Origin of the sequence: Pseudomonas sp. NPDC096950 (genome assembly GCF_044762525.1) — a bacterium.
Lineage (GTDB): Bacteria > Pseudomonadota > Gammaproteobacteria > Pseudomonadales > Pseudomonadaceae > Aquipseudomonas.
Genome location: NZ_JBIWEL010000015.1, coordinates 127,939 through 153,403 on the forward strand (window position 1 = coordinate 127,939; position 25,465 = coordinate 153,403).

Below are 25,465 nucleotides of genomic sequence, written 5' to 3' on the forward strand. Positions count from 1 at the left end.
CAGCACTCTCTAACAAAAGAAGTCGCCATGAGCCGTTATCGCCCTCCCCGCACCGCTGGCACCGCGCTGATCACCCCCGAAGGTGAAGCGCGGATGCGCGCCGAGTTTCACGAACTCTGGCACGTGCGCCGGCCGCAGGTGACGCAATCGGTCAGCGAAGCGGCGGCCCAGGGTGATCGCTCGGAAAATGCCGAGTACACCTACGGCAAGAAAATGCTGCGCGAGATCGACAGCCGCGTGCGGTTTCTCACCAAGCGCCTGGAAGCCCTGAAAGTCGTCAGTGAAAAACCCAGCGATCCGAACAAGGTGTACTTCGGCGCCTGGGTGACGATTGAAGATGAGGACGGCAAGGAATCGCGCTATCGCATCGTCGGCCCGGATGAACTGGACTTGAAACTGGGCCTGATCAGCATTGACTCGCCGCTGGCGCGGGCACTGATCGGCAAGGCGCTGGACGCTGAAGTGCGGGTCCAGACACCGACCGGTGAGCAGTGCGTGTATATCGTGGCGATCGATTATCTATGAGCCGCAGCGCTGTAAGCCTCAGCGCCGGGTAATCAACCCCTGACGGGCAACCCTGGTCAGCTGCCGGATCACTTCCGGTGCGTCTTCAAGCGTGGGCGACTGAATCACCGCCAGATCGAAACTGTCGCTGGCAAAGCGCGCCAGGGACTCGCCGTCTTCGACAAACTGGATCAGGAACGCGGCAGGACCGCCGGTGCGACGTGGCCAGCCATCGAGATAACGCAGAAGCGTCGGCTGATGTTTGCCGCCAAGCAGGATTTTTGGATTGCGCTGGGTGAGGTGTGCCGTGATCGGCGCGGGGCGTACAACGGGGCTTAGTGCATTCATTGGGTCGTGTCTCTACCTCGAAAGTCTGCATGGCAGGTGAGAGGCAACACCGAACCAGCGCTTTAGCGGTATTTCGAAGCCTGTTCCAGGCTTCTATCGGCAACTGAATGAGTCACCTGGCGCCCCGCAAGTAGCTGTTTAAATCGGCGCATGAGCAGCATCCTAGAGAACCTGACCGGACAGTGTCAAGAATGACGCGCAACAAAAAAGGCCCGCACAATGCGGGCCTTTTCGTTGAGCCAGAGCGGTCAGCCAGCGATGGCACGGTCCGCCGAAAGCTTGCCGGCACCTTCGATCAGTACCGCGATGCTGCCACCGAGCAGGGCCAGGGCGAACTCATAACCGTTGTTGGCCATGAACAAACCGTTGCTGATGTGCACCGTGAAGATCGCCACCAGCGACAGAAAGATCAACCCCAGTGCCGCCGGACGCACCAGCAGGCCAATGATCAAGGCCAGGCCGGCGAAGAACTCGGTACCACCCGCCAGGATCGCCATCAGGTGACCCGGCGCCAGGCCCAGGCTTTCCATGTACTGCGCGGTGCCGGCAATCCCGTAGCCACCGAACATCCCGAAGAGTTTCTGCGAACCGTGGGCCGCGAAGATGATGCCGACGAAGATCCGCAGAACAGTCAGGCCGTAGCCAGCGCGGGTAAACAGTACCTTGTTGATCAGTGAGCTCATGCTGTGTCATCCATTGAATGTGTGTGTTGGTTGGCCGCTATATTAATCGTTAAATCGAATGATAAAAGCGCAAATATTTCGCCATAACCATCAGTTTAGTCGATTATTTCCGTGAGGCGACTTTTTGCCCCTGGGGCTCCAACGACTCCCGCTCCCGATCGAACGCCAAGTAATACTTGTTCACGCTATTAACATAGCTGACGGCGCCCATCCCCACCTGCTCCATGGCAATGCGCTCGACCTGGAAGAACCACTGATTCGGATTCAAACCCCGACGCCGAGCCTCGGCGCGCATGCCTTGAACCCGTTCCGGCCCCATGTTGTAGGCCGCCAGCACGAACGCCATACGCTCGCGCTCGTTGAGTTTGGGGCTGGAGAAGAATTTACGGCGGATCATCGCCAGGTACTTGGCCCCGGCCTGCACATTGGCGTCGAGGTTCTGAATATTGTTCACCCCGACGCGCTGGGCGGCGGACGGAGTAATCTGCATCAGGCCGGTCGGACCGCCGCCACCACGCGCCTCGGGTTGCAGCGCCGACTCCTTGAACGCCAGCGCCGCCAGGTTCAGCCAGTCCATGCCTTGGGCGTCCGCGTGTTTCTGCAACACCGGACGGAGTTTTTCCAGACGCTGTCGGTCAGCCTTGGCCAGCGGATAGTGGACTTGATACAGCCGTCGGTAGATACGCAGGAATGCCACGTCCTCATCCGACGGCTTTTTATAGGTGGTCAGGAAGCGATCGATACTGGCCCGCAGCATCGACGCATCGCGGCGCACGAACCAGTATTCCTCGCCGGGTTCGCTGATCAGCAATTGCCGATCGAAGCGCAACTTGGGCAGGATCTTGCCCCAGCGCTCGGCGATCGGTTGCTCGACGATGGTCAGGTGGAAGATGCCACCCTGGACCATCTCCAGCACGTCCTCGACCGCCAAACTGGGATCGACCCACTCAACCGATATCGGCGCCAATTTGTGCAGAGCGAGTTTCTGATTGATCTGGCTGACCGCATCCCCGGCGGCACTGCCCGTGGGCAACGCCAGGGTTTTGCCGGAGAGCTGTTCGAGTTTGGTGTAGCGGCGTTCGCCCTTGATCCCGACCAGAATCAGCGGCACGTTGCTGGCAATCGGTTCGCTGGTACTGACCGCGTGGCCGGATTGCGGATCGAGCAACTCCCCCGGCGCCACCAGATCGCCCTCTCCACGCTGCAAGGCGCCGAGCAATTGGTCTTTGGCTTTGGGGATGATCTTGAGGGTGATTTCCTGGCCGTCGCGGGCGTGGCCGTTGAGGTATTGCTCGAAGGCACGCAGGCGATGGTATTCGACGCCGATGGCCTGGCCCTGGACTTCGCCGGAGCTGTTACGACTCTGGTTGACCAAGACCTTCAGCACTCGGCTGCTGCGGATTTCCGCCAGGTCGCGCACCTTGGTGGCCGGCACGGCTTGCAGCGGTCCGGCCAGACGCGCAACCGCCGGCAGCGGCAGCAGCAACGAACAACACAGCAGTAGCAAAACCGAGGGACGTGTCATCCACTCTCCGGAAAGAATACTGGTCGACCTCACGAAAATTCATGACATCGAACGACAGAAACAGAGCGCCTGGAGCGCTGGCAAAGTGCGAAAGACTGGCACAGTGATGGCAGTTTCACCAACCCGACCTGTCTCGCGGCATCAAGAGACAGCTTCAACTCGTTGTAGTTCTTGGCTTTTCTTATAAATCTACAGCTCTGATATGCTTTCCGGCCTTTGGTCCGAGGTAGCACCATGCAACTCATCGATATCGGCGTCAACCTGACCAACCCCAGTTTCGACGATAAACACCAGGCTGTACTCGATCGCGCCTACGCGGCCGGTGTCTGCCAATTGGTGCTCACCGGGACCAGCGTCGACGGCAGCGAACAAGCCCTGGAGCTGTGTCGACAACTGGATGAAAGCGCGCAACGGCTGTTCGCCACCGCCGGCATTCACCCCCATTCCGCCAGCGACTGGAACGCCGACAGCGAACAGCGCCTGCGCAGTTTGCTCAAGGAGCCGAACATGGTGGCCGTGGGCGAATGCGGGCTGGATTTCAACCGCGACTTCTCACCGCGCCCGCAGCAGGAAAAGGTGCTCGAACAGCACCTGGCCATGGCGGTCGAGCTGCAATTGCCGGTGTTCTTGCATGAGCGCGATGCCAGCCAGCGTCTGCTGGAAATCCTCCGCGACTACCGCGACCAGTTGCCGGCCGCCGTGGTGCATTGCTTCACCGGTGAAAAGAAAGCGCTGTTTAGCTACCTCGACCTGGATTTGCACATCGGCATCACAGGGTGGATCTGCGATGAACGTCGGGGCACGCACCTGCATCCGTTGGTGAAAGAGATCAAGCGCGGCCGCTTGATGCTGGAGAGCGATGCGCCGTACCTGCTACCGCGCAGCCTAAGGCCGAAGCCGAAGAACGGGCGTAACGAGCCGGCGTATCTGACCGAAGTGCTGCGCGAAGTGGCGTTGCATCGTGAGGAAAGCGAAGAGGACCTGGCGGCGCATACGACGGCGTGTGCGCGGGCATTCTTCAACCTGCCCACACTTCCCCAATAACCACAATTCCCTCTGTGGGAGCGGGCTTGCTCGCTCCCACATTGCAACAGTAGTGGGCGTTGACTTGCATCAAGATCCTAATCGCTGAGTAGCGGCACAATACTGGCACCTTGCCAATGCTGTTTCCGCTATCAGAGAAGACCTTCCTATGGGTGCCTGGCTTAGCAACATCTCGCTGAAATACAAATTCTGGGCGGTCAATGCGGTCGCCTTTGTCACCACCCTGCTGTTAGTGCTGTACGCCGTACAGCTCGAACAGCAGGCCCGCAGCCACGCGTCCCAGGCCTCGGCCCAGGCCCAGGCGCGATTGCTTAACGCCTGGCCCGCCGGGCAGCCGCTGCCCAAAACTGACAACGTGCTGATCTTCAGTCACGGACAGGCCCCACGGCTGAACGAACAACCGGTTCTGGAGCTGACGGATACCAACAACGGCTGGGTCGAGATCAATGCCATGCCGCTGTTCGGCGACACTTCGCTGATGGGCGCCGAGGTGTTCAGTCGCGCCGATGGCCAGCAAGTCGCGGTGATCGCTTACGGCCCAAGCCTGAGCCAGGTGTTCAGCGAACGCTTCTTCAACTATGCGATGGCGGTGGCGATCCTGATGCTGGCGATGCTTGGGGCTTCACAGTTGTTGATCCGCTTTTTGCTCAGCCAGCTCAACACCTTGAAAGACGTAATGCTGCACGTCGAGAAAACCGGCGACCTGTCGGCCCGGGTGCCCCTGGCCTGCAAGGATGAAGTCGGGCAGATGGCCAACGCGTTCAACGCGATGCAGGCCGGTTATCAGCGGGTGGTCAATACGGTCGCCAACACCGCCCGGCAACTGGATGTCGGTGCGGCGCGATTGGCGTCGAGCATGAATGAAGTGCGCCACGGCATGCTCGGCCAGCAAAGCGAAACCGATCAGGCGGCCACCGCGATCAATGAAATGACCGCCACGGTGTATCACATCGCCCAGCACGCCGGCGCCACTCGCGACCTGTCGCAAAGCGCCGACACCCTGGCCGGCAGTGGCCAGGAAGTGGTCAGTCGGGTGCAGAAGTCGATTGCCGGGTTGTCCAGCGGTGTGCAGCAGACCGCCGAGATGATCCAGCGCCTGGCCGAGGACAGCCAAAAGATCAACGGCGTGGTCAGTGTGATTCACAGCATCGCCGAGCAAACCAACCTGCTGGCGCTCAACGCCGCTATTGAGGCCGCGCGGGCCGGTGAAATGGGCCGAGGCTTTGCAGTGGTGGCCGATGAAGTACGCAACCTGGCCAAGCGCGTGCAAACCTCCACCGATGAAATCACCTTGATGGTTTCCGCTTTGCAGGCCGGAACCCGGGACGCGGTGGACTTCATGCAGGAGAGCTCATTTAAGGCCGATGACTGCGTGCAGCAGGCTCAGGAAGCCGGAGCGGCGCTGGCGCAAATCACCAGCGCAGTGGCGCAGATGCGTGAAAGCAACACGCAAATCGCCGTGGCCGCCGAGCAGCAGAGTCATGTGGCGGAGGAAATGAATCGCTCGGTGGTGAGCATTCGTGATGTGACCGAGAACACTGTGCAGCAGACCGTGGACTCGGCGAATACCAGTAATGAGTTGGCGACGTTGGCTGGGGAATTGAGCAGGGCTATCGGGCAGTTGAAACTCTGAGAGCCTCTTCGCGGGCAAGCCTCGCTCCTACAGTAGACCGCGATCCCTTGTAGGAGCGAGGCTTGCCCGCGAAGGCGTCCGCCCGGTCAACATCAATATTGACCATTACCGCTATCACTTCGATAGCCAACCTTGATTCGCCGCCCACCGCCGCCCCGCCTATTCTTCAAACCTGTGTTCAACATGGATTTGAGGAGTTTCATCATGGGCAAACGTCACCCCAACCTTCCGGCCTGGCAATGGAAGTCCTACCCGCACAATCACCAGCACCCCACCAACCTGGCGATACACCTGATCGCCGTGCCGCTGTTCATCATCGGGTTCTTGTTGATCGTGTCCGGGGTGTTCAGCCTGAGTTTGCTGAATGTCGTGATCGGCGTGATTGGCGTTATCGCTGCGTTGGGCTTGCAGCGCCACGGGCACAGCCTGGAGGCGCAAGCCTCCGAGCCGTTCACCGATCGCAAAGACGCGATGTCACGCTTGCTGGTCGAGCAGTTCCTGACCTTCCCACGGTTTTTCCTCAGCGGTGGCTGGTGGCGCGCCTGGCGTAAGCGCCACCGTCGCTGAGTCAGGCGAAGATCGTCACGGTCTGCCGGCTCATGGCAATCAACTGACCGTCAGCGCTCCACAACTTCGCCGCCGCGTGGCCGTAGCCGTCACGGGCGAGTTCGATGTCCACCAGGTATTTGCACCAGTCCAACGTGCTCAGCGCCAACAGCGGCTGGACGAACTCGATGGTCCAGGTCAGCGTGCTGCCCGCCGCCGGTTTGTTCAGGTGCGGCAACAGGGCCGGTGGCCAGGCGTCGACCAGCGCGAGGATATACGCCTCGCTGATCGCCTCTTCCTTCACATCCCCGCGCAACCGCACCCAACCACCCATGTCCCGGGATTTATTGCCGGTGAACGGCAATCCGCCGACGCTCCAGCGCATCGCCAGATGCTTCATGAATTCCGGGGTCACGCCTTTGATGTAAGGCAGTTCCTGGCAGTCGTCCCAGTGTTTCATCTCGGGCGCAGGCTGGGCTTCCACCGCCACTTCGGAAGGTCGCGAGGCGCCGAAACTGCCCTGGACCAACGTCACCACCTGACCTTTCTGCATCACCCGGCCCAACACCTGGCTGACGGCTTTGCCTTCGCGCAACACATCGACTTCAAAACTGACCGGCACATCCGGCTCGACCGGGCCGACAAAGGTGATCGCCAGGGAACGCACCGGACGATCCGCCGGGACTTTCGCGCGCATGGCTTCGTACTGCAACGCGGCAATCAGGCCACCGAAAGTAGCCCTGCCCTGGCCCCATTCGGCGGGAATGGATAACTCCTGCGGCTGGCTGCGCACAGCATCGAGCAGATCGGAAAAGCGCATGGGAACCTCAAGAATGCGGGAAAAGGATGAAGGGATCTTAACCAGCCTGCGGGGGGGATACAGCGCTTATTCCGGCCAAATGCACTGACAGATGAGCCGCACACGCCTCATGTTCAACACAAAACCAATGTGGGAGCGGGCTTGCTCGCGAATGCGGTGTGTCAGTCAATACAGGTGGTGACTGACACACCGCATTCGCGAGCAAGCCCGCTCCCACACTTGATTTTGTGGTGTTTTCAGGACTTGAAGCAGGCCTTGCTGAGTTTATCGAGCACCCGGTCAGCACGACCTTCAGCCTTGGCCATGGTGGTTTTCCAGACCGCGACACAAGGCAGCAAATCCGCCTCCTGTTCCGCCCGTAGCAACCACTGCCAGCAGTCGTGCCAATCGCCCAAAGCAGCCTGAGCCGATTTGAGCCGTGGCATCGCCGCTTTCGGCAGGCGATCCAGTTCGGGATAGGCCTCGATGCCGTAGCGCACACGCTTGATCAACAAGCGCAAACGATGGGGATCATGGGCTGGATCGTGCAGGGCTTCGTCCAGTTTTTTCCACTGCTTGGCCAGGCGTTTTTCGATGCGTTTGCGCAATCCCGTGAGCAACCCCTGACGCTGGGAGGCGCGCAGGAAGCGCGGAAAGGCGTCGAGGATCATCAGCAGTTGAATGACTTGCGGGCTGGTCGCAACGGTCGGGTAAGCCACGTCCATTTGCGCCATGCGCCGCTGCGCCGCCTCGGGTTGATCGTGCTCGAGCAAGTACGCCGCAAGCACTTCGCGATCGCGCAGCGGCGTGGTCAGCTCACCGACCCCGGACGCCGCGCTTTCCAGTTGCTCGACTCCGGGCAAACCCCGCAGCGGTCGCAACAGACTGCGCAAGCGCCGCACCGTGGTGCGCAAATCGTGCAGCGCCTCCGGGTCAGTGCGGGCACTCAAGCGTGCCTGGCAGGCCAGCAAACGGACTTCAATGCTCAAGACTTGAGCCACCAACCGGTCAACCAAGGCAGACATCATTTGCTCCCTGAATCGAGATTCCGTTATCCCGCTCAATATCATCCTGCCTGCCGCGCAAGCCGCAGGCCTTGAGCTACATCATGCGCTTATCGACCGGCGCGCGACTCACGAATATAGAAACGCGCCTTCTCGGCCTTGCTGGTACAACCTTCGTAGGCTTCGAATTGTTGCTGGGTCTTGGCGCCGGTCAACAGCGACAGGGCCTTGGAGTAACTGACGGTGCCAGCGAAACCTTCGGCCTTGGCCAGGTCCAGCTCATGCCAGGCCGCATCGATCTGGGTGCCGCAGCTGTCGCGGTACGCAGTTTTGCCGGCACAACCGGCCAATGCCAGGGCAATCAAAGGCACACAGATCCAGGCTTTCATCGATAACACCTCAAAGATAGATAAACAGTCGTGCAAGTAAGACGGTGCGCCGCGCAAAAAGTGCCTTGCCCCGCCCGTACAAACTATAGCGCTCGCGAGCATACCCATCTGTCGCCATGCAGTGTCGAAAAAACGACGCCCCTGCCCTCCCTTGCGACCTTACCGATTGAAGCACGCCCCTTGATGGGTGCATTGTTGAACCTTGTCAGACGAGGGCGATTCATGAAAAAGCGTGTCGCACTGGTGCTGGGCTCGGGTGGAGCCCGGGGCTATGCCCATATCGGTGTCATTGAAGAGATCGAACGGCGTGGCTACGACATCGCCTGCATCGCCGGTTGTTCCATGGGGGCCGTGGTTGGCGGGATTTATGCCGCTGGCAAACTCGACGAATATCGCGACTGGATCGAAAGCCTGGATTACCTCGACGTGTTGCGTCTGGTGGACGTGAGTTTTCGCCTGGGCGCCATTCGTGGCGAGAAAGTCTTCGGCCAGATCCGCAAGATCGTCGGCGAGATCAATATCGAAGACCTGCGCATTCCCTACACGGCGGTGGCCACCGACCTGACCAACCAGCAGGAAATCTGGTTCCAGGCCGGATGCCTGCACCAGGCCATTCGCGCCTCGGCGGCGATTCCCAGTCTGTTCACGCCGGTGATGCAGGGCAATCGCATGCTGGTGGATGGCGGTTTGCTGAACCCGTTGCCGATCGTGCCGGTGGTGTCGAGCCATTGTGATTTGATCATCGCGGTCAACCTCAACTCGACCAACCAGCGTCACTACCAACTGCCGGTGATCCAGCGTCCGGCGGCGTTCAAGTCGCGGTTCAACAGCTTGATCAACTCCCTAGGTTCGAAGATGCCGTTCCGGCGCAAACAGGCCGAACAATTACTGTTGCTGGAACAGGAAGCGCTGAAGGCCGAAGCGGCGGAGATCAATCCGTGGATCGAGTCCGCCGAACCTGAAGCCCAGCAACCGGCGGCGGCCCCGCAAGGTGAAGGCGCACCGAAATCCGCGACAGGTTCGTTCATCATCGATAACGTCGGGCCCGCGTCTTTGCTGGACCTGATCAACCAGAGTTTCGAGGTGATGCAGACGTCGTTGGCGCAGTACAAGATTGCCGGGTATCCACCGGACGTCCTGATCAACGTGCCGAAGCGGGTGTGCCGGTTTTTCGAGTTTTACAAAGCGCCGGAATTGATCGCGCTGGGAAGGGAGATTGCGCGGGATACGATGGATCGGTATGAGAATGAGCAGAACTGACAACCCATGATTCTCGAGTGAATGAGAGGGCCTCTTCGCGAGCAAGCCCGCTCCCACAGGGATATGCATTCCAATGTGGGAGCGGGCTTGCTCGCGAAGGCGCCCGACCAGACACCACAAAACCTAAACGCCACCCTCACTCAACAACCGATACCCAACCCCAGCCTCGGTCACGATAAACCGCGGCTGGGTCGGATCATCCGCCAGTTTCTGCCGCAAATGCCCCACCACAATCCGCAGATAATGGCTGTCCTCGGTATGGGTCGGTCCCCAGATGTCCTTGAGCAATTGCTGTTGGGTGATTACCCGCCCTGGATGCCGCGCCAGTTGCGCCAGCACCGCGTATTCCTTGCGGGTCAGCGCGACTTCGGCGCCGTCGAGCAGCACCCGGCGATAGGCCAGGTCCACGGTCAGCGGGCCGAACGTCAGGGCCGCTTGCTGGGCTTCACCGGCCGGCGCCTGACGCAACAGGGCGCGCACCCGGGCGAGGAATTCCTGAATGCCGAACGGCTTGGTCACGTAGTCGTTGGCGCCGCCATCCAGCGCTTCGACTTTCTGCCCTTCGCTGGCCCGCACCGACAACACCAACACCGGCACCGTCGACCACTCGCGAAACTCACGCAGCACTTGCTGGCCGTCCATGTCCGGCAAACCGAGGTCGAGCACCAACAGATCGGGTTTGTTCAGCGCCGCTTGCGCCAGCCCTTCGTTGCCGGTGCCGGCCTCCAGCACTTTGTAGCCCTGGGAGGCGAGGCTGATGCGCAGGAATTTGCGGATCTGCGGTTCGTCGTCGATGACCAAAATGGTCGCGGTCTGGCTCATGAATTCACATCAACACAAAGAGGTGGCAAGAGAGTAGCGCAAGCGTGATCAGGCTTCACTTTCGGCCCTTAATTTTCAAAGGCCGGTTGCGCCTGCAACGGCAGGTGCAAAGTGATGCAGGTGCCGCGACCTTCGATGCCGTCGGCGACGCTGATCCGCCCGCCATGGGCGCCGACCATGCCCTGACAAATCGCCAACCCCAGCCCGGTGCCCTGCCCGCCCCGATCGCCACGGGCGGCGGTGTAGAACATGTCGAAAATCTTCGCCCGCTCGTCCTCCGGAATCCCCGGTCCTTCATCGCTGACGGCAAAAAACAACTCGTTGTCATCGGCCCCGGCGCGCACATTCAGGCGCCCGTGCGCTGGAGAAAACCGTGCGGCATTTTCGATCACGTTGACCAGCGCCTGTTCGATCAGCGCCGCATGCACATAGAGCAACGGCAGCTCGGCCGGCACTTCGGTGCTGACCTGCAACGGCGCCAGCACCGCGCGCAGGCGATTGAGCGAACTGCCGACGATGTCGGCGGGCGACACCCAGTCCCGTGCGAGTTTCAGTGCGCCGTGACCGAGGCGGGTCATGTCCAGCAGATTCTGGATGTAACGGTCGAGGCGTTCGGCTTCGTCGCGGGTGCCTTCGAGCAACTCGCGGCGATCTTCCAGCGGGATCGCTTCGCCGAGGGCCAACAGGCTGTCGATGCTGCCGCGCATAGAGGTCAGCGGTGTGCGCAAATCGTGGGACACCGAGGCCAGCAAGGCACTGCGCAGTTGCTCGGTTTCGCCGTGCAGTCGCGCTGATTCCAGGTCTTCGGCCAATTGCGCACGGGCCAGGGCCTGGGCCAGCGGTTGACTCAGGGCGGTCAGCAAACGCCGACGCTGACCGCTCAGGGTCTGGCCTTCATTGGCACATACGCCGAGCAACCCCAGCGGCCCGTCTTCGACCGACAACGGCCACCACCACCAACGCCCGAACGGCAGCGTACCGGTGCCGGCGCCCGCCGGTTGATCGTGTTGCCAGGCCCAATCGGCAGCGGCGCGTTCGGCTTCGGAGAACTCCAGCGGGCCACCGGTCTCGACTTTCCAGCCGCCCTGCCCGTCGCGGTTGAGCAGGCACAATTGCAGATCGCTCCAGCCGTTCAAGTGTTGGGCGGCGGCGCTGACCACAGCCTGGCGGTCGGTGGCGGCAGTGAGTTTGCGCGACAGGTCGAGCAGTTCAGTGGTTTCTTCCTGGGTGTCGCGCAGGGCCTGCAATTGGCGGCGTTGCCGCGCGGCGAGGTTGCCGGTGAGCGCCGCCATCAGCAGGAAAAACAGCAAGGTCAGCACGTCTTCTTCACGCTGGATGCTGAAAGAAAAATTCGGCGGAATGAACAGAAAGTCGTAGGTCAGGAATGACAACGCCGCACAGGCCAGCGCCGGGCCGAGACTGCTGCGCACCGCCACCAGCAACACGGCGGCGAGGAACACCAGGGAGATATTCGGCAGCGGCAAAACGCTCGCCACGGCCCAGGCCAACGCACTGGCCAACACAGTGGCCACCACGGCCAGCGCGTAGTCGAACCAGACCAGTGAATGCGTCGAACGCTGACGTGGCGCGTGTTCTTCGTGATCGCTGTCGAGAACGTTGATTTCCAGGCCTCGGGCATCGCGCAGCAAGCGTGACGCCAGACCGCCACCAAACAAACGCCGACGCAAACGCTGGCGAGACTGGCCGACCAACACCAGACTGGCGCGACGTTCAGCGGCGTGCTGGATCAGGGTTTTTGCCACCTCGCCGGCGCGCAGCAGAACCACTTCGCCGCCGAGGCGTTCGGCCAGTTGCTGGGCACTTTGCAGGCGCAGGCGCGATTGCTCGTCGCGCACACTGCCGTTGTCCACATGCACCAGGCTCCACGGCAAATGCCGGCGCTGGGCGACGCGACTGGCATGACGCACCAGGCGTTCGGCCTGGGCATCGCCGTCAACCCCGACCAACAAGCGACCGCGCACTGCCGGTGCGGCCTGACCGAGCTGGCGATAACCCTGGGCCAGGTCATCATCGACCTGGGCCGCCGCGGTTTGCATGGCCATTTCCCGCAGGGCGGTGAGGTTGGTCTGGGTGAAAAACGCCTCGATGGCTGCCCGCGCCTGCTCCGGCACGTAGACCTTGCCGTCGCGCAGACGCTCCAGCAGCTCCCGGGGAGGCAGGTCGATCAGCAACAGTTCGTAGGCTTCTTGCAGCACCCAGTCCGGCAGGGTTTCGCGCACCTGCACGCCGGTGATGCCGCGCACTTTATCGTTGAGGCTTTCCAGGTGCTGGACGTTGACCGTGGTGTACACGTCGATGCCGGCGGCCAGCAGTTCCTGGATATCTTGCCAGCGCTTGGTGTGACGACTGCCGGGGGCGTTGCTGTGGGCCAGTTCGTCGACCAGCACCAGTTTCGGCTTGGCTGCGAGCAGGCCGTCGAGGTCCATTTCTTCGAGCATCACGCCACGGTATTCCGAGCGCACCAGCGGCAGTTGCGGCAGGCCGCCGAGCAACGCTTCGGTTTCCGCGCGACCGTGGGTTTCGACCACGCCGGCAAGGACTTTCACGCCCTGGCGCAGTTGGGTGTGAGCGGCCTGCAGCATGGCGTAGGTCTTGCCGACACCGGGCGCGGCACCGAGGAACACCTTGAGCCGGCCACGGCCGTCGCGGGGCAGGTCTGCTAACAATGCGTCGGCGCGGCCGGAATCGCTCATGCTTGGGAATCTCTTTTTCCAGTTATTGTGGGGGTGATTGTGCGGCCGCCTTCGCGAGCAGGCTCGCTCCCACATTTTGAAATGCATTCCAATGTGGGAGCGAGCCTGCTCGCGAATAGCGGCCCCACCACCGATCTACAACTTTTCCAGCGCAATATTCAATGCCAACACATTGACCACCGGCGGCCCCACCAGCGGCTGTTCGATGTTCGCATTCAGCAGTTGCTGAAGCGTCGACACCGGCAAATTACGCGCCGCCGCAACTCGCGCCAGTTGATAGGCAATCGCCGCCGGTGGCAAGTGTGGATCGAGGCCGCTGCCGGAGGTGGTCAACATCGCCAATGGCACCGGACCTTGCCCCGGCACCAGCAATTTATTGGCATCGTCGATCACTCGAGTCGCCAGCGCCGGGTTGCTCGGCGAGAGGTTGCTGGCGCTGCTCGACACGGTGGCAAATGCACCGGCCGATGGCCGTGGGTGGAACCAGGCATCACCAACGAAATCCTGGGCAATCAGCGACGAGCCACGGACCTTGCCGTCGGCGTCGCGCACCAGGCTGCCGTTGGCCTGGTCCGGGAAAGCAACCTGAGCCACGCCGGTGACCACCAAGGGGTAGGCGACGCCGGTGATCAGGGTCATCAGCACCAGCAGGCTCAGGGCCGGACGTATCATTGTGGACATTTCGAAATCCTCGAATTCAGATAACAAATACAGCGTTTAGTCAGGTGGACCGTGTTGGCTTCTTCGCGAGCAGGCTCGCTCCCACAGGGGAATGCATTTCAAATTGTGGGTGCGGGCTTGCTCGCGAAGGCGGTGTGACGGGCACACCGCTCAAGGTCAAACCAGATGCAACGCCGTCAACAGCATGTCGATCGCCTTGATGCCCACGAACGGCACTAGAATCCCGCCCAATCCATAGATCAACAGGTTGCGTCGCAATAACGCCGCCGCACTCGCCGCTTGCACTCGAACACCGCGCAAGGCCAACGGAATCAGCACCACGATGATCAAGGCGTTGAACACAATCGCCGAGAGGATCGCGCTCTGCGGGCTGCTCAGGTGCATGACGTTGAGCACGCCGAGTTGCGGGTAGATCGAGGCAAACAGCGCCGGCAGGATCGCGAAGTACTTGGCCACGTCGTTGGCGATGGAAAAGGTCGTCAGCGCGCCACGGGTGACCAGCAACTCCTTGCCGATCTGCACCACGTCCAGCAACTTGGTCGGGTCGCTGTCGAGGTCGACCATGTTTGCCGCCTCGCGTGCCGCTTGGGTGCCGTCGTTCATCGCCATGCCGACGTCTGCCTGGGCCAGGGCCGGGGCATCGTTGGCGCCGTCGCCGCACATCGCGACCAGGCGACCGTCGTTCTGCTCGTGGCGAATGCGCGCCAGTTTTTTCTCCGGGGTGGCTTCGGCCAGGACGTCATCGACGCCCGCCTCGGCAGCAATGGCCGCAGCGGTCAACGGGTTGTCGCCAGTGACCATGACGGTGCGAATCCCCAGTTTGCGCAGCTCGGCGAAACGCTCGCGAATGCCAGGCTTGACCACGTCCTTGAGGTGGATCGCGCCGAGCAATTTACCGTCGACGCAAACCAGCAATGGCGTGCCGCCGCTCTGGGCGATCTTGTCGATTTCCCGGGACAGGGACGGCGCCAGGTCCGCACGCTTCAGACCGACGAAGGCCAGCAGCGAATCCACCGCGCCTTTGCGATACACGCGGCCCTGATAATCGACACCGGACAGGCGGGTTTCAGCACTGAACGGCACGGCGGTCAGCAACTCGGTGGACGGCTCGGGTTGCGGATGAGTCCCGCGCAGATATTCGACGATGGATTTACCTTCAGCGGTGTCGTCGGCCAATGAGGCGAACAACGCACCTTCAGCCAATTCCCTCGCATTGACACCCGGTGCCGCATGCACAGCCGTGCAGCGACGGTTACCAAAAGTGATGGTGCCGGTCTTGTCCAGCAGCAGGACGTGCACGTCCCCGGCCGCTTCCACGGCGCGACCGGACTTGGCGATCACGTTCAGGAGAACCAGGCGGTCCATCCCGGCAATACCGATGGCCGACAGCAAACCACCAATCGTGGTCGGAATCAGCGTGACCAATAACGCCACCAGGAACACCAGCGGCAGGCTGCCGTTGGCGAAGTGGGCGAACGGTTGCAGGGTGACGACCACCAGCAGGAAGATCAGGGTCAGGCCGATCAGCAGGATGTCGAGCGCCACTTCGTTCGGGGTTTTCTGGCGTTTGGCGCCTTCGACCAACGCAATCATGCGATCGAGGGTCGACTCGCCCGGGTTGGCGGTGATGCGCACCAGCAGCCAGTCGGACACCAACCGGGTGTTGCCGGTGACGGCCGAACGGTCGCCGCCGGATTCGCGAATCACCGGTGCGGATTCACCGGTAATTGCCGCTTCGTTGACCGCCGCGATACCTTCGATCACCTCGCCGTCACCGGGGATCATTTCCCCGGCTTCGACGCGCACCACATCGTCCTTGCGCAGGCTGGTGGCGGGCACCACCTGGAAGGTGCCGTTGGAGGTCCGGCGCCGGGCGCTCAAGCCTTCGCTGCCGGCCTTGAGGCTGTCGGCGCGAGCCTTGCCGCGACCTTCGGCCAAGGCTTCGGCGAAGTTGGCGAACAACACGGTGAACCACAGCCACAAAGCGATTTGCGCAGCGACGAAGGTCGGCACGGCGCTGTCGGGAATGAAGCACAGCACGGTGGTCAGCACGGCGGTCAGTTCGACCACCAGCATCACCGGCGCGCGCTGCAATTGCCGTGGGTCGAGCTTGACGAAGGCTTGCACCAGCGCCGGACGCCACAGGGCCGAGATCGCGGTTTTCGGTTGTTCCGGCGCTTTGACAGTCGCCGGTTTAGTTGCGGGCATATTCATCATTGACTCCTTAGAAGCCCATGCTCAGATGTTCAGCGATTGGGCCCAGCGCCAGGGTCGGCAGAAAGGTCAGGCCGCCCACCAGCAAAATGGTCACGGTCAGCAAGGTCACGAACAGCGGGCCATGAGTCGGGAAGCTGTTCTGGCCGATCGGAGCGGTTTTCTTCATCGCCAGGCTGCCGGCCAACGCCAGAACCGGGAGGATGTAACCGAAGCGACCGATCAACATGCCCAACCCCAACATCAGGTTGTGGAACGCAGTGTTGGCACCGAAACCGCCGAACGCCGAACCGTTGTTGGCACTGGCCGAGGTGTAGGCGTAGAGCAACTGACTGAAACCGTGGGCGCCAGGGTTACTCACCGCCGCGACCGGGCCGGGCAGGCTGGCAGCAATCGCGCCGAGCACCAGTACGCCGACCGGCATCACCAGCAAGGTCACCACCAGCAGCTGCACTTCCTTGGCCTGCAGTTTCTTGCCGAGGTATTCCGGGGTGCGGCCGATCATCAGGCCGGCGAGGAACACCGCGATCAACACGTTGAGCAACATGCCGTAGAGCCCGGCGCCGACGCCGCCGAAGATCACTTCGCCGACCATCATGTTGACCAGCGCGACCATGCCGGTCAGCGGGTTGAGGCTGTCGTGCATGGCGTTGACCGAGCCGTTGGACGCCGCAGTGGTGGTCACCGACCACAGCACTGTTGCCGTCGTACCGAAACGCGCTTCCTTGCCTTCCAGCGGCGCGGTCTGTTCGACGGCAGCGTTGGCCAGGGTCTGGTTCGGTTGGTACTCGGCCCACAGCGAGGTCGCGCCGCCGATCAGGAACAGCGCGAACATGCAGGCGACAATCGCGCGGCTCTGACGCAGGTCTTTGACGTAGTGGCCGAAGGTGAACACCAGGGCGACCGGGATCAGGATGATCGAGGCCATTTCGAACAGGTTGCTCCACGCCGTCGGGTTCTCGAACGGATGCGCCGAGTTGACACCGAAGAAGCCACCGCCGTTGGTGCCCAGTTGCTTGATCGCAATCTGGCTGGCCGCCGGGCCGAGCGGAATGACTTGATCGACACCCTGCATGGTCACGGCATTCACGTACTGCGCGAAGGTTTGCGGTACGCCCTGCCAGACCAGGTACAGCGCCAGCAGCAGGCACAGCGGCAGCAGGCCATAGAGCGTGGCGCGGGTCATGTCGACCCAGAAGTTGCCCAGGGTCTTGGTGGATTTGCGACCGATACCGCGGCACAAGGCAACCAGCACGGCGAGGCCGGTGGCGGCGCTGACGAAGTTCTGCACGGTGAGGCCGACCATCTGACTCAGGTAGCTCAGGGACGCTTCACCGCTGTAGGCCTGCCAGTTGGTGTTGGTCATGAAGCTGACGGCGGTGTTGAACGCCAGCGTCCACTCCTGGCCCGGCAGGTTTTGCGGGTTGAGCGGCAAGTGGTCCTGGAACAACAGGATCGCGAACAACAGCAAGAAACCCGCGAGGTTGAAGGCGAGCAAGGCCAGCGTGTATTTCTGCCAGCTCTGCTCGGCCTGCGGATCAACGCCGGCCACCCGATAACAGCCGCGCTCGACCGGGCCGAGGATCGGCGACAGCCACGTACGCTGGCCTTCCATGACCTTGTAGTAGAAGCGCCCCAAAAACGGTGCCGGGATCAGCACCACGGCGAAGAAGGCCAGGATCAGCCAATAGTCATAACTGTGCATAGCCGCTCCTAGTTCCGGTCCGCGCGCAACAGCGCAACCAACAGATAAATGAACAGCCCCACTGCCAATAGCAGTGACACCCCGTCCAGAACGCTCATGGAAGTTCTCCGTGTTACGGCGTATTGCCGCGTGTGGAGTCATTGTCGGAAGGAAGGCTGTAAAGGAACGAGTGCGAGGGGTGTGGCGGGGCATAAAGAAAGCGTAAAGAGTGGGTTTATGTTGGCGTTACAGGTTGGTTTTGTGGCGGCTGGGCAGGCCTCTTCGCGAGCAAGCCCGCTCCCACATTTGAAATGCGTTCCCTGTGGGAGCGGGCTTGCTCGCGAAGGCGGCATAACAGGCGGCACTGCTCCCAACTGGCGCACAAAATGCGCGCATCCCGCCGCGATCATCCCCGATACGACAGCTTTAACCGCTTTACGACGCCCAAATACAAAATGGCACGCCCACTGCAACGCCCTCCCCCGAGCTTTCCAAACCGTTCAGGGAGCAACGCATGAACACACAACTCAAACCCACGCTGGGCACGCTGCACCTGTGGGGTATCGCGGTCGGGCTGGTGATTTCCGGTGAGTACTTCGGCTGGAGTTATGGCTGGGGCGTGGCGGGTACATTGGGCTTTCTGGTGACCTCGTTTATGGTCGCCACCATGTACACCTGCTTTATCTTCAGTTTCACCGAACTGACCACCGCGATTCCCCATGCCGGCGGTCCCTTTGCCTACAGCCGCCGCGCCTTTGGCGAGAAAGGTGGATTGATCGCCGGGCTGGCGACGCTGATCGAATTTGTCTTCGCCCCGCCGGCTATCGCTTTGGCGATCGGTGCCTACCTGAATGTGCAGTTTCCAGCGCTCGACCCGAAACACGCGGCCGTCGGCGCTTACATCGTGTTCATGGGCCTGAACATCCTCGGGGTGAAACTCGCGGCCACCTTCGAGTTGATCGTCTGCGTATTGGCCGTGGCCGAACTGCTGGTGTTCATGGGCGTGGTCGCGCCGGCCTTCAGCTTCAGCAACTTCGCGCTGAATGGCTGGGCCGGCTCCGATGTGTTCGGCGCGCCGGCGATTGCCGGGATGTTTGCGGCGATTCCGTTTGCGATCTGGTTTTTCCTGGCCATCGAAGGCGCTGCCATGGCCGCCGAAGAAGCCAAGGACCCGAAACGCACGATTCCGAAGGCTTACATCAGCGGAATCCTGACGTTGGTGCTGCTGGCCATGGGCGTGATGTTTTTTGCCGGCGGCGTCGGTGACTGGCGCACCCTGTCGAACATCAACGATCCGCTGCCACAGGCAATGAAAACCGTGGTCGGCGAAAGCTCCGGCTGGTTGCACATGCTGGTGTGGATCGGCTTGTTCGGCCTGGTGGCGAGTTTCCACGGGATCATCCTTGGCTACTCGCGACAGTTCTTCGCCCTCGCCCGCGCCGGTTACCTGCCTAAATCCCTGGCCAAGTTGTCGCGCTTCCAGACGCCGCATCGGGCAATCATCGCCGGTGGCCTGATCGGCATCGCGGCGATCTACAGCGACGGCTTGATCAACCTCGGCGGCATGACACTGACGGCGGCGATGATTACCATGGCGGTGTTCGGTGCCATCGTGATGTACATCATGAGCATGCTCAGCCTGTTCAAACTGCGTAAAACCGAGCCGAACCTGGAACGCACCTTTCGTGCGCCGTGCTATCCGCTGGTGCCGATGATCGCCTTGGTGCTGGCGGTGGTGTGCCTGGTGGCGATGGCGTGGTTCAACGCCTTGATCGGGCTGATCTTCCTTGCCTTCATGGCGGTGGGTTTCGTGTATTTCATGCTCACCGCGCAATTGCGCGCCGATGCGCCGGCGGATGCGATGTTGACCGGCCTTTAAACAGCACAGGTGTCGCTGACATATCAGGCATAGAATGGAACCACTGCGAAAATGAATCGCTCAAAGTGGTATGCACGATCGGTTGGCGAAATCCGCCAACCGGCCTGCCCTCAAGGAGAGCCCTATGCCCTGGTATGCCTGGTTGATTCTGGTCGTTGCAATCGGCTCGATCGTTGGCGGTTTGATGATGTTGCGCGACACCGCCACCAAGGTCGATCTGACCGAAGAGCAACGTAAACGCGTCGCCGAACGCAATGCGGAAATGGATGCCAAGGAAGCTCAGGACCGCTGACAAAAAACCCCGCCAATACGGCGGGGTTTATTTTTTGTGGTTCGACGCATCTGCATGCTTTTTAGGAGTAGAAGTACAGTCACCATCCAACATTCATTGGTTAAGATGGCGCATTGTCGCGGAGATTAGAAATGCGTTACTCGCAGGACCATAAAGCCCAGACCCACCAACGCATCATCAAGGAAGCGTCAGCACGTTTCCGCCGCGACGGAATCGGTGCGACCGGCTTGCAACCACTGATGAAAGCGTTGGGGCTCACCCACGGCGGCTTTTACTCACATTTCAAGTCCAAGGACGAACTGGTGGAAAAGGCCTTGGTGGCCGCAGGCGAGCAAGTCGAAGGGTTGTGTGCCGAGCTGTTCGCGTCCGAACGTCCGCTGGACGCTTTCATCGACACGTATTTGTCCGAATGGCATCAGACATCCCCTCATGAAGGTTGCCCGCTGCCGACCATGTCGTCGGAACTCGGGCTGCGCGGGCAACCGAGCCCGACCAGCGATGCCGTGCTCAATGCGCGCCTTGCCCAGGTGCAAGGCACCCTTGAAGGCGAAAACGCCGCCGAGCGCAGCATCGTCATCATGTCGACGCTGGTCGGGGCGCTTCTGTTATCCCGCAGTGTCGAGAACCCCGAGCTAGCCCAGCGAATTCTCGACATCACCCGCGATCACCTCAAGCAGTCCAGTGACTAGCCCTGCCAACGCTTGAACAGCACGCTGGCATTCACCCCGCCGAAACCGAAGCCGTTGGACAGCGCATATTCGATCGGCATCGACCGCGCTTCGCCATGGACGATATCCACGCCCTGCGCAGCCGGATCAGGGTTCTCAAAATTGAGGGTTGCCGGCACGATCTGATCGCGGATGGCCAACAGCGTGAAAATCGCCTCGATCCCGCCGGCGGCGCCGAGCAGGTGTCCGGTGGCCGACTTGGTCGAGGTCACTGCAATCTTGTTGTCCGTCCCGAACAATGACTTGATCGCCGCCAACTCTCCCAGATCCCCAACCGGGGTCGAAGTCGCGTGGGCGTTGAGATGCTGGACCTGCGCCGGCGAAATCCCGGCCTGTGCCAACGCCAGCGACATCGCGCGTCGGGCACCGCTGCCGTCCTCGGGGCCGGCGGTCAGGTGATAGGCGTCGGCACTGGTGCCGTAGCCGACCAGCTCCGCGATGGGCTGGGCACCACGGGCCAGCGCATGTTCAAGGGATTCGATCACCAGCAGACCGGAACCCTCCCCCATCACAAAGCCGTCGCGATCACTGTCGAACGGCCGCGAGGCGCGCTCCGGGGTTTCGTTGAAACCGCTGGACAAGGCACGGGCCGCGGCAAAACCGGCCAGGCTGACGCGATCGATTGACGCCTCCGCCCCGCCGCACACGGCAATATCCGCCTCGCCACAACGAATCAGCCGCGCCGCATCACCGATCGCCTGGACGCCCGCCGCACACGCGGTGACCGGCGCGCCCAACGGGCCTTTGAAAGCATGCTGGATCGACACATGGCCGGCGGCGAGATTGACCAGGAATGAAGGAATGGTGAACGGCGACAAACGCCGCGGACCGCGCGTGTCGGTGGTGCGCACCGCATCGGCTATCGCGCCGAAACCACCCACACCGGAACCGATGATGGTGGCGGTGCGTTCCTGGGCATCGGCGTCCAGCGCTTTCCAACCGGACTGCTCCAACGCCTGACGCGCAGCCTCCATGGCAAACATAATGAAGCGATCCATCTTCTTCTGTTCTTTGGGCGGGGTCGCCCGGTCCGGGTCGAAGCCCGCTTCCACATCTTCCGCCATGCTCGGCACGGCACCACCGACCTTGGCCGGCAAATCAGCGACCACCTCGTCCGGCAATGCCCGCAGTCCGGAGCGCCCGGCCAGCAGACGCGCCCAAACAGCTTCGACGCCAGTACCCAGCGGCGACACAATGCCCATGCCCGTTACAACTATTCGACGATCACTCATACCGCAAATACCTCAAGCCGATTCATGGCGCCTCACGTGTAACGCGTGGCGGCCTTACTTTTGGAAAGATTCGGTGCCAACACCAGGCGCGCTGCCACAAAGGCATCCCAATCGGCAGCGTCGGGCAACGAAGGAATCGTGATCAGCTCACCCTGGTCCAGACCGGACAACGCCGCGTCGACCATTTCCCCAGCCTCCATGATCATTTCGGCCGGGATGCCACTGGCATCAATACCGGAACGCTCCCAGATTTCTGTGCGTGTCACCCCTGGCAACACCGCTTGAACCTGGACGCCGGTGCCATTCAATTCAGCGTTCAACGATTGGGTCAGACTCAGAACATACGCCTTGCTGGCGCTATAAGTCGCGTTGAACCGCTCAGGGAACAACGCGACGACCGACGCAATATTGATGATCGTCCCCCGACCGGCCTCGGCGAAACTGGCGGCAGCCGCCGAAGCCAACCGCGTGACGGTAGTGACATTGAGTTGAATCAGGCGCTCCAGTTGCTCCATATCGGCATTGGCCAGCAAGCCATCGGCTGCGACGCCGGCGTTGTTGAGCAGTAGGCTGATACTTGAATCGCTGCGCAGGCGCTGTTCGATCTTTATCACTTCATCCTTTTGCGTCAGGTCAGCCTTGAGCACTTCAACCTGAACGCCGTGCTCTGTGCGCAGCTTGCTCGCCGCCGCTTCCAGTCGCTGCTCGTCGCGAGCCACCAACAACAAATCAAAACCACGTGCCGCCAATCGCTCGGCGTAAATCGCGCCGATGCCGGAAGAAGCGCCGGTGACGAGGGCTGTACCTTTGGACTGGGTGGAAGTCATGACTGTGCTCCTGGGAAAGAATGAAGGAAGGCAACCGCTGGGGTCAGCACTCTTCAGCGGCGCCGGTATTTATTATAGGCATAATCTGAAAGCGATATGATAGTCGTAATTTTCCACATCCTGATGAAAGGAGGGATATGGAATGGCTGCACCACAATGCAAAAAGGCCGGTCAATGACCGGCCTCCCCAGAGTGTCTACAAGCTTAGTTCACCTGAAGCTTCTCGCGATTCCTGTCCAGAATGGCTTTGCCAATCCCCTTCACTTCCAGCAACTCATCTACGGACGCAAACGGCCCGTTGGTTTCACGATAAGCAACAATCGCCTTGGCTTTGGCCTCGCCAATACCCGCCAATTCACGCTGCAGGGTCGGTGCATCCGCCTGATTGAGATCAACTTTGGCAGGCTGTGCCTGGGGGGCAACTTCTAACGCGAGGGGGGCGTTGCCAGTCTCGGGCTTGGCCACGGGGGCGGCGACAGCAGCAATGGAAGCGCTGGTGAGCAGGGCAAAAACCAGAGAGTAGAAATAGCCAGTACGCATAAATGAAGCTCCATAAGATCGATTGAGAACGCAGCTTTCCGAAGCTGCTATCCAACCTTAGGTGATGGAGAAAAACTGTCAAAAGTGTGTCCGTTACAGGATGTTAAACAGGCAAATTCGCCATTTCCAGCCGGGCATGTCATAAACTTTCGATAGGCTTGGAAGGACGACCCAAGCATACTGGCGAGCACCTGAGACCGTTACAACATGTCGTCGTTTCTCCTTCCCGATACCTGTTAGTCACCATGTACCCCTCGACATTTAATACTTATCGTCATTACACGGCACAATCGAGCGTAATTAAAATGCGTCAATCCCTGGTCCCGCTTCTCTTTCTATTGACTGGTACAGTCAATGCTGCAGTTGCAATCGACGGAGCGCCAATAGAGGAAAATTTTCATACTTGCGATAATCTGCAATGTGGCTCGAATACAGTAAAAAAATTCCATATGGAAAACAAGTTGCTAACAGGACCAACGGTTTACGGCGAGACTTTCTACGCCGAGCAGGGGCGTTCCGATGAGCATGCGACGATGTTTACCCCTATCCGAATCATCCAGGTCTACAATCCCGGCACCGGCGAAATATACAAAGAGCCAGAAGATTACTTACCCACAAAAGAGGGGATCACACTGACACCGGGAAGTAGAATTAAACGCGCACCTTTCGGATTCTCGGATCAAATCACAGACGTCGAAAAAAACACCTATGGCGTGCGGGTGACCACAGAGTTCCAAAGTTATCAATACGCCATTACGTATGACAAAAAAGCAACGCTAGCACCTCACATCTATGGGGATCTGGGAGGTTTTCAACAACTGATAGGAACCAAACCTCTAAGTATTACTTTCTATGGTGACTCCATAACATTAGGGGCCAACGCGACAAGCATTTATACCCCCCCTAATCAACCAGGATACGCCGGTTTGGTAATGGCTTATCTTAGTGAAACTTACCCGGGAATGTGGTTATCACGAAATACGTCAGTCGGTGGTTGGTCCTCAAAAGATGCAATAAAAGCAGTAGACTATAGAGTTCTAGACAAGAAATCAGATTTGGTAGTGATAGCTTTCGGCATGAACGATGAAAGTATATTTTCTGCAGCCAAGTATAAAAACAATCTCGAAAAATTAATCGATACTATCAGGCTGCGAGCTCCAGATGTACCCATCATGCTGGTGAGTCCAATACGTGCAAACCCAAAAGCGATCATTCAGAAAAAAAGAAACGTCGATGATTATTTGCCTGCATTGGAGTCACTCCAACAAAAATACTCTTCGGTAGCTGTAGCGGACGTCACATCGATATGGGATGTAATGCTCCGTAAAAAAGCTTACCTCGACGTCACCGGAAATGGACTGAATCACCCTAACGATTTTGCACACCGTATCATTGCAGAAGTAGTCTTGTCGGCGATCCTGAGTGAAAAATACTGAGGAATATTTCTTCTAATAGCTATCTATTTCTAGCCGCCTGACTGCGAAAATCATGGAAATGCCTCCAGATTTGCAGGAAACTACCTAGCCCAAAATACATAATGGATCGGATACAAATGACCCAGCCCAAAGACTATTTCGTACATTCCCACGCACTGTGCGAGACATCTCAGATAGGCAAAGGTACTCGAATTTGGGCGTTTGCACATGTGCTACCGCAAGCAAAAATTGGAGAGGATTGCAACGTTTGTGATCACGTCTTCATTGAGAATGATGTAGTCATAGGCGACCGCGTCACCATCAAATGCGGTGTACAAATCTGGGATGGCATTTCTATCGCCGATGATGTGTTTATCGGCCCGAACGCAACGTTCACCAATGACCGCTTCCCGAGAAGCAAGGTCTACCCGGAAAGCTTTGCCAAAACCGTGATCTGCAAAGGAGCTTCACTGGGCGCCAACTGCACTATCCTTCCTGGAATAACCGTCGGTGAGAACGCGATGATCGGCGCAGGTGCCGTTGTAACTCGATCCGTCCCTGCCAACGTGACCGTTATCGGTAATCCCGCGAGAATTCTGCAACCCAAAAAATAAAAAGTTAACGCTGACGAGCGGGTCTTGGAAATTGGTTATCTCACCTTGGTGGCGTACACCTTGCGATACCTTGTTCATCTGACAGTAG

At 60.0% G+C, this 25,465-nt stretch carries 25 protein-coding genes; 10 read left to right on the forward strand and 15 right to left on the reverse strand.

Annotation, left to right across the window (positions count from 1 at the left end):
• Nucleotides 1–27 precede the first annotated feature (27 nt).
• Nucleotides 28–525, forward strand: a complete 498-nt coding sequence (gene greB, locus ACIQY3_RS21995; protein WP_129436988.1) for a transcription elongation factor GreB — start codon at nt 28–30, stop codon at nt 523–525.
• 18 nt (nt 526–543) lie between these two features.
• Here greB and ACIQY3_RS22000 read toward each other — a convergent pair whose 3' ends face one another.
• The 3 genes from ACIQY3_RS22000 to ACIQY3_RS22010 all read right to left on the reverse strand — a co-directional run bounded on the left by ACIQY3_RS22000 (nt 544) and on the right by ACIQY3_RS22010 (nt 3,060).
• Nucleotides 544–852 carry a class I SAM-dependent methyltransferase gene (locus tag ACIQY3_RS22000; RefSeq protein WP_403023490.1) on the reverse strand — a complete coding sequence of 103 codons (309 nt, stop codon included), beginning with the start codon at nt 850–852 and terminating at the stop codon, nt 544–546.
• Between the two features lie 248 nt (nt 853–1,100).
• A complete protein-coding gene (locus ACIQY3_RS22005; protein ID WP_403023492.1) occupies nt 1,101–1,535 on the reverse strand; it encodes a DoxX family protein in 435 nt (144 codons plus the stop codon).
• A gap of 103 nt (nt 1,536–1,638) precedes the next feature.
• On the reverse strand, nt 1,639–3,060 hold the full coding sequence (locus ACIQY3_RS22010; protein WP_403023495.1) for a transglycosylase SLT domain-containing protein: 1,422 nt from the start codon (nt 3,058–3,060) through the stop codon (nt 1,639–1,641).
• Between the two features lie 234 nt (nt 3,061–3,294).
• Here ACIQY3_RS22010 and ACIQY3_RS22015 point away from each other — a divergent pair, with 234 nt between their 5' ends.
• The 3 genes from ACIQY3_RS22015 (at nt 3,295) to ACIQY3_RS22025 (ending at nt 6,304) form a co-directional block, all read left to right on the forward strand.
• Nucleotides 3,295–4,104 carry a TatD family hydrolase gene (locus ACIQY3_RS22015; RefSeq protein WP_290025036.1) on the forward strand — a complete coding sequence of 270 codons (810 nt, stop codon included), beginning with the start codon at nt 3,295–3,297 and terminating at the stop codon, nt 4,102–4,104.
• A 148-nt stretch (nt 4,105–4,252) separates the two neighbouring features.
• Complete coding sequence (locus ACIQY3_RS22020) at nt 4,253–5,737, forward strand: methyl-accepting chemotaxis protein (RefSeq protein WP_403023499.1); 1,485 nt, start codon at nt 4,253–4,255, stop codon at nt 5,735–5,737.
• A 204-nt stretch (nt 5,738–5,941) separates the two neighbouring features.
• Nucleotides 5,942–6,304, forward strand: a complete 363-nt coding sequence (locus ACIQY3_RS22025; RefSeq protein WP_403023502.1) for a terminase — start codon at nt 5,942–5,944, stop codon at nt 6,302–6,304.
• A gap of 1 nt (nt 6,305) precedes the next feature.
• On the opposite strand, the gene ACIQY3_RS22030 is transcribed toward ACIQY3_RS22025, so the two are convergent.
• The 3 genes from ACIQY3_RS22030 to ACIQY3_RS22040 all read right to left on the reverse strand — a co-directional run bounded on the left by ACIQY3_RS22030 (nt 6,306) and on the right by ACIQY3_RS22040 (nt 8,475).
• Complete coding sequence (locus ACIQY3_RS22030; RefSeq protein WP_403023504.1) at nt 6,306–7,103, reverse strand: acyl-CoA thioesterase; 798 nt, start codon at nt 7,101–7,103, stop codon at nt 6,306–6,308.
• A 236-nt stretch (nt 7,104–7,339) separates the two neighbouring features.
• Nucleotides 7,340–8,107 (reverse strand): CHAD domain-containing protein, encoded by a 768-nt coding sequence (locus tag ACIQY3_RS22035; RefSeq protein WP_403023506.1) that lies wholly within the window; start codon nt 8,105–8,107, stop codon nt 7,340–7,342.
• An 89-nt stretch (nt 8,108–8,196) separates the two neighbouring features.
• Nucleotides 8,197–8,475 (reverse strand): hypothetical protein, encoded by a 279-nt coding sequence (locus ACIQY3_RS22040; RefSeq protein WP_054051974.1) that lies wholly within the window; start codon nt 8,473–8,475, stop codon nt 8,197–8,199.
• 222 nt (nt 8,476–8,697) lie between these two features.
• Here ACIQY3_RS22040 and ACIQY3_RS22045 point away from each other — a divergent pair, with 222 nt between their 5' ends.
• Complete coding sequence (locus tag ACIQY3_RS22045) at nt 8,698–9,735, forward strand: patatin-like phospholipase family protein (protein WP_403023510.1); 1,038 nt, start codon at nt 8,698–8,700, stop codon at nt 9,733–9,735.
• A 123-nt stretch (nt 9,736–9,858) separates the two neighbouring features.
• Here ACIQY3_RS22045 and ACIQY3_RS22050 read toward each other — a convergent pair whose 3' ends face one another.
• The 6 genes from ACIQY3_RS22050 to kdpF all read right to left on the reverse strand — a co-directional run bounded on the left by ACIQY3_RS22050 (nt 9,859) and on the right by kdpF (nt 17,969).
• The gene (locus tag ACIQY3_RS22050) at nt 9,859–10,557 is read right to left on the reverse strand and encodes a response regulator (protein ID WP_403023513.1); all 699 of its coding nucleotides are present in this window, start codon (nt 10,555–10,557) and stop codon (nt 9,859–9,861) included.
• Between the two features lie 68 nt (nt 10,558–10,625).
• Nucleotides 10,626–13,271 (reverse strand): DUF4118 domain-containing protein, encoded by a 2,646-nt coding sequence (locus tag ACIQY3_RS22055; RefSeq protein ID WP_403023516.1) that lies wholly within the window; start codon nt 13,269–13,271, stop codon nt 10,626–10,628.
• Between the two features lie 135 nt (nt 13,272–13,406).
• Complete coding sequence (gene kdpC, locus ACIQY3_RS22060) at nt 13,407–13,952, reverse strand: potassium-transporting ATPase subunit KdpC (protein ID WP_401323968.1); 546 nt, start codon at nt 13,950–13,952, stop codon at nt 13,407–13,409.
• Between the two features lie 156 nt (nt 13,953–14,108).
• Nucleotides 14,109–16,166 carry a potassium-transporting ATPase subunit KdpB gene (kdpB, locus tag ACIQY3_RS22065; protein ID WP_403023520.1) on the reverse strand — a complete coding sequence of 686 codons (2,058 nt, stop codon included), beginning with the start codon at nt 16,164–16,166 and terminating at the stop codon, nt 14,109–14,111.
• A gap of 10 nt (nt 16,167–16,176) precedes the next feature.
• Nucleotides 16,177–17,871, reverse strand: coding sequence for a potassium-transporting ATPase subunit KdpA (gene kdpA / locus ACIQY3_RS22070; RefSeq protein WP_403023523.1), 1,695 nt, complete (start codon nt 17,869–17,871; stop codon nt 16,177–16,179).
• Nucleotides 17,872–17,879: 8 nt separating this feature from the next.
• Complete coding sequence (kdpF, locus tag ACIQY3_RS22075; protein ID WP_007899818.1) at nt 17,880–17,969, reverse strand: K(+)-transporting ATPase subunit F; 90 nt, start codon at nt 17,967–17,969, stop codon at nt 17,880–17,882.
• 395 nt (nt 17,970–18,364) lie between these two features.
• Between kdpF and eat the strand changes: the two genes are divergently transcribed.
• The 3 genes from eat to ACIQY3_RS22090 all read left to right on the forward strand — a co-directional run bounded on the left by eat (nt 18,365) and on the right by ACIQY3_RS22090 (nt 20,710).
• Entirely contained in the window at nt 18,365–19,729 is a 1,365-nt protein-coding gene (gene eat, locus ACIQY3_RS22080; protein ID WP_403023526.1) for an ethanolamine permease, read from the forward strand.
• A 124-nt stretch (nt 19,730–19,853) separates the two neighbouring features.
• Complete coding sequence (locus ACIQY3_RS22085) at nt 19,854–20,021, forward strand: DUF2897 family protein (protein ID WP_081744012.1); 168 nt, start codon at nt 19,854–19,856, stop codon at nt 20,019–20,021.
• A gap of 131 nt (nt 20,022–20,152) precedes the next feature.
• Nucleotides 20,153–20,710 carry a TetR/AcrR family transcriptional regulator gene (locus ACIQY3_RS22090; RefSeq protein ID WP_403023529.1) on the forward strand — a complete coding sequence of 186 codons (558 nt, stop codon included), beginning with the start codon at nt 20,153–20,155 and terminating at the stop codon, nt 20,708–20,710.
• Here the strand turns inward: ACIQY3_RS22090 and fabF are convergent.
• The 3 genes from fabF to ACIQY3_RS22105 form a co-directional block, all read right to left on the reverse strand.
• On the reverse strand, nt 20,707–21,981 hold the full coding sequence (fabF, locus tag ACIQY3_RS22095; protein ID WP_403023532.1) for a beta-ketoacyl-ACP synthase II: 1,275 nt from the start codon (nt 21,979–21,981) through the stop codon (nt 20,707–20,709). The genes ACIQY3_RS22090 and fabF overlap by 4 nt on opposite strands.
• 32 nt (nt 21,982–22,013) lie before the next feature.
• Nucleotides 22,014–22,808 carry an SDR family NAD(P)-dependent oxidoreductase gene (locus ACIQY3_RS22100; protein ID WP_403023536.1) on the reverse strand — a complete coding sequence of 265 codons (795 nt, stop codon included), beginning with the start codon at nt 22,806–22,808 and terminating at the stop codon, nt 22,014–22,016.
• Between the two features lie 204 nt (nt 22,809–23,012).
• Nucleotides 23,013–23,348 carry a ComEA family DNA-binding protein gene (locus ACIQY3_RS22105; RefSeq protein ID WP_403023539.1) on the reverse strand — a complete coding sequence of 112 codons (336 nt, stop codon included), beginning with the start codon at nt 23,346–23,348 and terminating at the stop codon, nt 23,013–23,015.
• Nucleotides 23,349–23,653: 305 nt separating this feature from the next.
• Between ACIQY3_RS22105 and ACIQY3_RS22110 the strand changes: the two genes are divergently transcribed.
• A complete protein-coding gene (locus ACIQY3_RS22110; RefSeq protein ID WP_403023542.1) occupies nt 23,654–24,784 on the forward strand; it encodes an SGNH/GDSL hydrolase family protein in 1,131 nt (376 codons plus the stop codon).
• Between the two features lie 116 nt (nt 24,785–24,900).
• Nucleotides 24,901–25,377 (forward strand): acyltransferase, encoded by a 477-nt coding sequence (locus ACIQY3_RS22115; RefSeq protein ID WP_403023544.1) that lies wholly within the window; start codon nt 24,901–24,903, stop codon nt 25,375–25,377.
• Nucleotides 25,378–25,465 lie beyond the last annotated feature (88 nt).